Source organism: Curtobacterium sp. B8 (assembly GCF_000333315.1).
Taxonomy (GTDB): Bacteria; Actinomycetota; Actinomycetes; order Actinomycetales; family Microbacteriaceae; genus Curtobacterium; species Curtobacterium luteum.
Genome location: NZ_BACW01000158.1, coordinates 1 through 6,777, shown reverse-complemented (window position 1 = coordinate 6,777; position 6,777 = coordinate 1). Strand labels below are relative to the sequence as shown.

Genomic DNA, 6,777 nt, shown 5'->3' with positions numbered 1-6,777 from the left:
TCGCAGGACCCCGATCCCGGTCGGCCTCGAGGTCCGCCTGCCGGACGGGCTCGAACTCGCGACGGAGATCCAGCGCAACGTCTACTTCACGGTCAGCGAACTCCTCACCAACACGACGAAGCACGCCGGGGCCTCGACCGCCGGGGTGTACCTCGGGCTCGTCGTCGACGCCTCCGGGATCTGGTACCTGACGGTCAGCGTCACCGACGACGGCCGGGGCGGGGCCCGCGCCGAGGAAGGCCACGGCATCGCGGGGCTGATGGGCCGGATGCGCGCCCTCGACGGTGAACTGACGGTGTCGAGCCCGGACGGCGGCCCGACCGAGGCCACCGCGCGCATCCCGCTCGGAGCGCTGAACGGGGTCCCGACCGTGCACCGGTAGGCCAGTAGGATCGTCGGCATGAGCGACGGCCCGGGTGCAGCACGCATCCGGGCCGTCGTGGTCGACGACGCCGTGCTCCTCCGAGAGGGGCTGGCCCGTGTGCTCGACGAGGCCGGGATCGAGGTCGTCGCGCAGTACGCCGACGCGGAGTCGTTCCTCCGGACCCTCCCCGACGGCGCACCCGACGTGGTCGTCATGGACGTGCGGATGCCGCCGACCTTCACCGACGAGGGAGTCCGGGCCGCAGTCGAGACCCGTCGGGTCAGTCCGCGCACCGGCGTCCTCCTGCTCTCCCAGTACGTCGAGGCGACCTACGCCGAGGACGTCCTCGCCGCCGGCGCCACCGGCATCGGCTACCTGCTCAAGGACCGGGTGACCCGCCTCGAGGAGATCGACGACGCCGTCCGGCGGATCGCGGCGGGCGGCACGGTCCTCGACCCGGAGGTCGTCACGCAGCTCATGAGCCGACGCCGCGACCCGCTCGCGGCGCTCACGCCGCGGGAGCGCGAGGTCCTCGGGCTCATGGCCGAGGGGCGGACGAACGCGGCGATCGCGCGGGCCCTCGTGATCGGCACCGGGGCCGTCGAGAAGCACGTCTCCAACATCTTCGGCAAGCTCGCGCTCGAGGACACGGGGGAGGACCACCGCCGCGTCCTCGCCGTGCTCGCCTACCTCGGCTGAGCCACGCCCTCGTGACTCGCGTTCCCGCCCCGTTCCTCGCCCTCGCCGCGATGGTCTCCGTGCAGCTCGGCGCCGCGATCGCGAAGACCCGCTTCGACGAGGTCGGGTCGGTCGGGGCCGCGACGCTCCGGCTCGTCATCGGCGCGGTCGTGCTCGCGCTCGTCGTCCGCCCGCGGGTGCGGCACTGGACCCGTGCGCAGTGGACCGGGGCGGTCGCGCTCGGGGTGGCGCTCGCCGGGATGAACCTCTGCATCTACGTCGCCTTCGCGAGCATCCCGATCGGCGTGGCGGTGACGATCGAGTTCCTCGGTCCGCTGGCCCTGTCCCTCGTGCACACGCGGCGCTGGCGAGACGCGCTCTGGGCAGCGCTCGCGCTCGTCGGGGTGGTGCTCCTCGGCGTCGGGCCGTCGGCAGTGACCTCGGTCTCCGGCGTCGTGTTCGCGGTCCTCGCCGCGGGGTGCTGGGCGGGCTACATCGTGATGAACCGGCACGTCGGCCGGGCGATCCCCGGGGTGGACGGCCTGGCGGTGTCCATGCTCGTGGCGATGGTCGTCGCGCTGCCGTTCGGTCTCGGCGAGGCGGTGCGCGGCGTGGGCGACCACCCGTCGCTCCTGCTCGTGTTCACCGCGGTGGCGGTGCTGTCGAGCGTCCTGCCGTACGCCTTGGAGATGCTCGCGCTGCGGCGGATGCCGACGCGGGTGTTCGGCGTGCTGCAGAGCCTCGGACCGGCGATCGCGGCGCTGGCCGGGTTGGTCGTGCTCGCGGAGGGGCTCTCGGTGCTCGAGGTCGGGGCACTCGCATGCGTCACGGCCGCGAGCGTGGGCGTGACCCGGTCGGCGCGCCGCAGGCGCGCCTGAACTCGGACTGGAGGCCCGCACCGCGTTCCGTGCGGACGGAACGCGGGTCGTGCCTCCAGTCCGGGGAAGACCCGCCTACTCGTCGCGGAGGAAGTCCGCGTACGTGGGTTCCGACGACTCACCCGAGAGGAGCGACGGATCGTTGACCCGGCGTTCGACGTAGGCCGAGATGACCTCGGGCGGGGTGAGCACGTGAGCAACCCAGGACGGCACCTCATTCTTCTTCATGGTGGTGCCTCCTCCCAGTACGTTGGTCGCGTGATCGAAAGTCTCGATCATCGAGTTACTTGCAGTACCGGTGTGGCGTAAACGATCCTCGTGATGTCCGCACAAGTCAACGCAGTGCGCTGTGTGGACTCCGGTTCCCGTCAGGACGCGGCTCCGACCCGCCCCGTGGACTCCCGGACGCTGAGCGTCAGCGCCGGTCCCGGCAGCGACGGCAACGGCGCCGGCGCGTCGATCTGGGCGCGCAACAGCGTGGCCGCCCGCTGCCCGAGCTCGACCGTGTCGCGCGTCAGCGACGTGATCGCGGGTCGGACGAGCCGCACCATCGCGGAGTCGTCGAAGGACACGATCGAGACGTCCGCCGGGACGGCCACCCCCATCTCGCTCGCGACGCCGAGCCCCGCGACCGCGAGCACGTCGTTGTCGTACACGATCGCCGTCGGGCGCTCCCGCCGGGAGAGCAGCTCGCGCGTCGCCCGGGCCCCGGCCTCGGCGGAGTAGTCGGTCGGGACGGACAGGGCGTCGTCGAGGTCGCCGGCGGCCGCGAAGGACCGCACCCGCTCGATCCGCATCGCGGTGTGCTCGAACTCGGGCCGACCGGCGACGTGGGCGATGCGCCGGTGGCCGAGGGCGAGCAGGTAGCGGAGCACCGTGTCCGTGGCGTCCGAGTCGTCGATCCAGACGGTGGGAGCGGAGCCCGCGGGCGAGGGGTGTGAGCCGACGACCACCGTCGGCATCCCGAGCTCGGTCAGCAGTGCGAGCCGGGGGTCGTCGCGCCGCGGGTCGATGACGATCACGCCGTCCACCCGGTGTCCGCGCCACCAGTCGCGGTAGGTCGCCAGCTCCTCCTCCGCGTCGCGGGCCACGAGCAGGTTCATGCCGACGTGGGTCCCGGCGAGCCCGAGCTGGATCCCGGAGATGAGGTCGCCGAAGAACGACTCGGTCCCGAGCGTGCGGGCGGGGCGGTTCAGCACGAAGCCGATCGACCCGGCCTTCGCACCGCCGAGGGCCCGGGCAGCGGTGTGCGGCTGCCAGTCGAGCTGCCGGGCGATCTCCTGCACCCGGAGCCGGGTCTCGGCGGACACCCCGGGGCGGTCGTTCAGCGCGAACGACACGGCACTGATGGACACCCCGGCACGCGCTGCGATGTCGGCGATCGTCGTCCGGCGTTTCGGGGGCACGCCTTGACTATAGCGTTTTAGTCGTGCATCGTCGCTGCCACGCGGTGGTTCGGCGACAGGAACTGAACCGTTTGAGCACGATGACGAAGGAGTCACACCCCATGAGGACCACGACACGAACGCGGAGCACCGGCCTCGGCCTGCTCGCGACCGCGGCCGCCGCAGCACTCGTCCTGACCGGCTGCTCGAGCGGCAGCGGTGCGGCGAGCGCGGGCAGCGGGAAGATCGACGGCACCATCACGCTCCAGACCTGGGCGCTCACGCCGACCTACACGGACTACCTCGACGGCGTGATCAAGGGGTTCGAGCAGGAGCACCCCGACGCGAAGGTCAAGCTCCAGGACCAGCCCGGCGACGGCTACGCGGACAAGGTGCTGAGCCAGGCGTCGTCGAACACGCTGCCGGACGTCATCAACCTCCCGCCGGACATCGCCCTGCCGCTCGCGAAGCGCGGGTTCCTCCAGGACGTGTCGAAGGACGACCCGAAGCTCGCGAGCACCTACGTCTTCGGTGCGCTCGACTCGTACGAGTACAAGGGCCTCGACGGCACGTACGGGTACCCCTGGTACCTCAACACCGACGTCGACTACTGGAACAAGTCCATGTTCGACAAGTGCGGCCTCGACGCGGACAACCCGCCGAAGACCACGGACGACCTCTTCACGCAGGCGAAGACGATGCACGACAAGTGCCCGGACGACTACCTGATGAGCCGCAAGCCCGGCCTCGGTGACTTCACCCTCGCCGGCGTCAAGGTGCTCAACAGCGACGGCACGAAGTTCACCTTCGCCGACTCCTCGAAGGCCGCCGACCTCATCGGCCGCTACAAGGAGGCGTACCAGGACGGCTACATGCCGTCGAACGTGCTGAACAGCGACTACCTCGGCAACTCGACACTCTTCACGCAGCAGAAGGTCGCATGGACCACCGGTGGCGCCACGGCACTGTCCGACATGGTGAAGAACAACCCGTCGCTCAAGGGCAACGTCACCGTGAGCCCGGCACTCGACACCCCGCCGCTGTACGTGCAGGGCCTGTCCGTCTCGTCGAAGTCGAAGCACCTCGCCACGGCCGAGGCCTTCGCCCAGTACATGACGAACGCCAAGAACCAGGAGGCCTTCGCACACCTGGTCAACATCTTCCCGTCGACCACGTCGTCGCAGTCCGACCCGTACTTCTCGAAGGACGACGGCACCGTGAACGGCAAGGCCCGCGTGCTCGCGAACGAGGCACTCAAGCAGGCGAAGGTCCTCAACCCGGTCGAGGCGAACTCCGCGATGACGGACTTCCTCGACCAGCAGATCGCCCTCGCCATGAAGGGCCAGGTCTCGCCGGAGCAGGCGCTCCAGACGGCGCAGACGAAGATGAACTCGCTCCTGGCCAACGGCTGATGCGCGCCAACCGCTGGTTCACGCCCTGGCTGCTCGTCCTGCCGGCCCTCGTCTGGCTGCTCGCGTTCAGCCTCTGGCCGTCGATCAACACCGTCCGGCTGTCGTTCACGAACGCCAGCCCCCTCGGGGGTGTGAGCCAGTGGGTGGGCGTCAGGAACTTCCAGACCCTCCTCGCTGATCCGCAGGTGTGGGAGGCGCTGCTCAACAGCGTCATCTACATGGCGATCTGCCTGCCGCTGCTGACCGTGCTGCCCCTGCTCATCGCGGTCCTCGTGCAGCAGAAGCTCCCCGGCATCGCGTTCTTCCGGACCGCGTACTACACGCCGGTCATCGCCTCCGCGGTGGTCGTCGGCCTCATCTGGAACTGGATCCTCGACGACCGCGGGGTGGTCAACGAGATCGTGAAGGCGCTCGGCGGTGCGGGCATCCCGTTCCTCACCGATCGGTGGCTGCTGCTCGTCAGCGCGATCAGCCTGACGGTCTGGAAGGGCCTCGGGTACTACATGATCATCTTCCTCGCCGCCCTCGGGAACGTCGGCAAGGACCTCCACGAAGCCGCCGCGCTCGACGGCGCCGGTGCCGTGCGGCGGTTCTGGTCGGTCACGATGCCGGGCGTCCGCGGGACGATGACCCTCGTCGGCATCCTCGTGTGCGTCAGCGCGCTCCGGGTGTTCAGCGAGCTCTACATCCTCACCAACGGCACCGGTGGGCCGGGCGGGCAGGACAACTCGCTCGTCATGCTCATCCAGCAGTACGCCCGCGGCTTCACCGGCAACCTCGGCTACGCATCCGCCCTGAGCCTCCTGCTCTTCGTCGTGACGCTCGTCCCGATGCTCGCCCTCGCCCGCATGAACAGCAAGGCCGACAAGTGACCAACACGACCAACACCACCGAGCCGGTGATCGGGGGCGCCGCCGGCGCGGCCGCCCCCGCGCCGGACGTGACCGGCGCGACGGATGCGCACCGCGCCTCCAGGCCGAACGCACGTGACGGACGTGACGGACGTGACGGCGACGGCCGTCGACGGCGCCGAGTCGTCTGGGGTGTGATGTCGACCCGCGAGAAGGTGGTCCGCTACGTCCTGCTCGTCGTGGTCCTCTTCATCACGATCGGCCCGTTCCTGTGGCAGTTCTCGACGTCGCTCAAGGGCGCCGGCGAGGACATCTACACCGCGAACCCGTCGTTCATCCCCTCCGAGCCGACCATCGAGAACTACCTCAAGGTGGCAGCGGCGATCCCGGTCTGGCGGTACATCGGCAACTCGCTGCTCGTCGCCGCGATCGACGTGTTCGGGAACATCGTGTTCGCGACGCTCGCCGGGTTCGCCCTGGCCCGCCTGCAGTGGCGCTTCCGCAAGGTCGTGCTCGGGCTGTTCCTCGCCACCCTGGTACTGCCGGGGGAGGCCACGATCATCAGCCAGTTCGTCACCGTGAAGGACCTCGGGCTCGCCGACAACCTCGTCGGCGTCGCGCTGCCCGGCATGACCGCGGCGCTCAACGTCCTGCTCATGTTCAACGCGTTCCGGCAGATCCCCGAGGAGATCGACCAGGCCGCGGTCATGGACGGCGCGAACGCGATGCAGCGCCTCCGGTACATCTCGCTCCCCGCGGTGCAGGGCACCATCGCGGTCATCGCGATCTTCTCGTTCATCGGGGCGTGGGACGACTTCCTCTGGCCGCTCATCGTGCTGCAGTCGCCCGAGAACCTCACCCTCACCGTCGGGCTGCAGTACCTGCAGGGCACGTTCGCCACCGACCAGCGGATGATCGCCGCCGGGACCATGATCGCGTTCATCCCGATCGCCGTGATCTTCGCCGTCCTGCAGCGCTTCTTCTTCAAGGGCGTCGAAGAGGGCGGAGTGAAGGGCTGATGCGCTTCGGCGTCAACTACACGCCCTCGGTCGGCTGGTTCCACTCCTGGCTCGACTTCTCGGCGTCCGACACCGCCCGCGACCTCGAGGCGATCGCCTCGCTCGGCGCCGACCACGTTCGGATCTTCCCGCTGTGGCCGGTCGTCCAGCCGAACCGGACGCTCATCCGGCCGCAGGCGCTGCGGGACGT

General features: G+C 69.8%; 8 protein-coding genes and 1 pseudogene. 7 read left to right on the top strand and 2 right to left on the bottom strand.

All coding sequences use genetic code 11. From position 1 onward, the window contains the following. The 3 genes from I59_RS03905 to I59_RS03895 all read left to right on the top strand — a co-directional run. A partial coding sequence (locus I59_RS03905; protein WP_031272783.1) for a histidine kinase occupies positions 1-382 on the top strand: 382 nt, incomplete at its 5' end. An 18-nt stretch (positions 383-400) separates the two neighbouring features. After that, positions 401-1,063 carry a response regulator transcription factor gene (locus tag I59_RS03900; RefSeq protein ID WP_022902747.1) on the top strand — a complete coding sequence of 221 codons (663 nt, stop codon included), beginning with the start codon at positions 401-403 and terminating at the stop codon, positions 1,061-1,063. 11 nt (positions 1,064-1,074) lie between these two features. Beyond that, positions 1,075-1,920 (top strand): DMT family transporter, encoded by an 846-nt coding sequence (locus I59_RS03895; RefSeq protein ID WP_022902746.1) that lies wholly within the window; start codon positions 1,075-1,077, stop codon positions 1,918-1,920. A gap of 75 nt (positions 1,921-1,995) precedes the next feature. On the opposite strand, the gene I59_RS22585 is transcribed toward I59_RS03895, so the two are convergent. After that, complete coding sequence (locus tag I59_RS22585; RefSeq protein ID WP_175327439.1) at positions 1,996-2,148, bottom strand: hypothetical protein; 153 nt, start codon at positions 2,146-2,148, stop codon at positions 1,996-1,998. Positions 2,149-2,288: 140 nt separating this feature from the next. Then, the gene (locus I59_RS03885; protein ID WP_022902744.1) at positions 2,289-3,326 is read right to left on the bottom strand and encodes a LacI family DNA-binding transcriptional regulator; all 1,038 of its coding nucleotides are present in this window, start codon (positions 3,324-3,326) and stop codon (positions 2,289-2,291) included. 101 nt (positions 3,327-3,427) lie between these two features. Here I59_RS03885 and I59_RS03880 point away from each other — a divergent pair, with 101 nt between their 5' ends. From I59_RS03880 to I59_RS19115, 4 genes and pseudogenes are all read left to right on the top strand, one after another. Beyond that, the gene (locus tag I59_RS03880; protein WP_022902743.1) at positions 3,428-4,717 is read left to right on the top strand and encodes a sugar ABC transporter substrate-binding protein; all 1,290 of its coding nucleotides are present in this window, start codon (positions 3,428-3,430) and stop codon (positions 4,715-4,717) included. After that, positions 4,717-5,589: a carbohydrate ABC transporter permease gene (locus I59_RS03875; protein ID WP_022902742.1), complete on the top strand. Its 873-nt coding sequence runs from the start codon at positions 4,717-4,719 to the stop codon at positions 5,587-5,589. The genes I59_RS03880 and I59_RS03875 overlap by 1 nt, the downstream gene beginning before the upstream one ends. After that, positions 5,586-6,587 (top strand): carbohydrate ABC transporter permease, encoded by a 1,002-nt coding sequence (locus I59_RS03870; RefSeq protein ID WP_022902741.1) that lies wholly within the window; start codon positions 5,586-5,588, stop codon positions 6,585-6,587. Before I59_RS03875 ends, I59_RS03870 begins: the two co-directional genes overlap by 4 nt. After that, positions 6,587-6,777, top strand: a pseudogene (locus tag I59_RS19115) (glycosyl hydrolase); the annotation flags it as partial. The gene I59_RS03870 and the pseudogene I59_RS19115, both read left to right, overlap by 1 nt.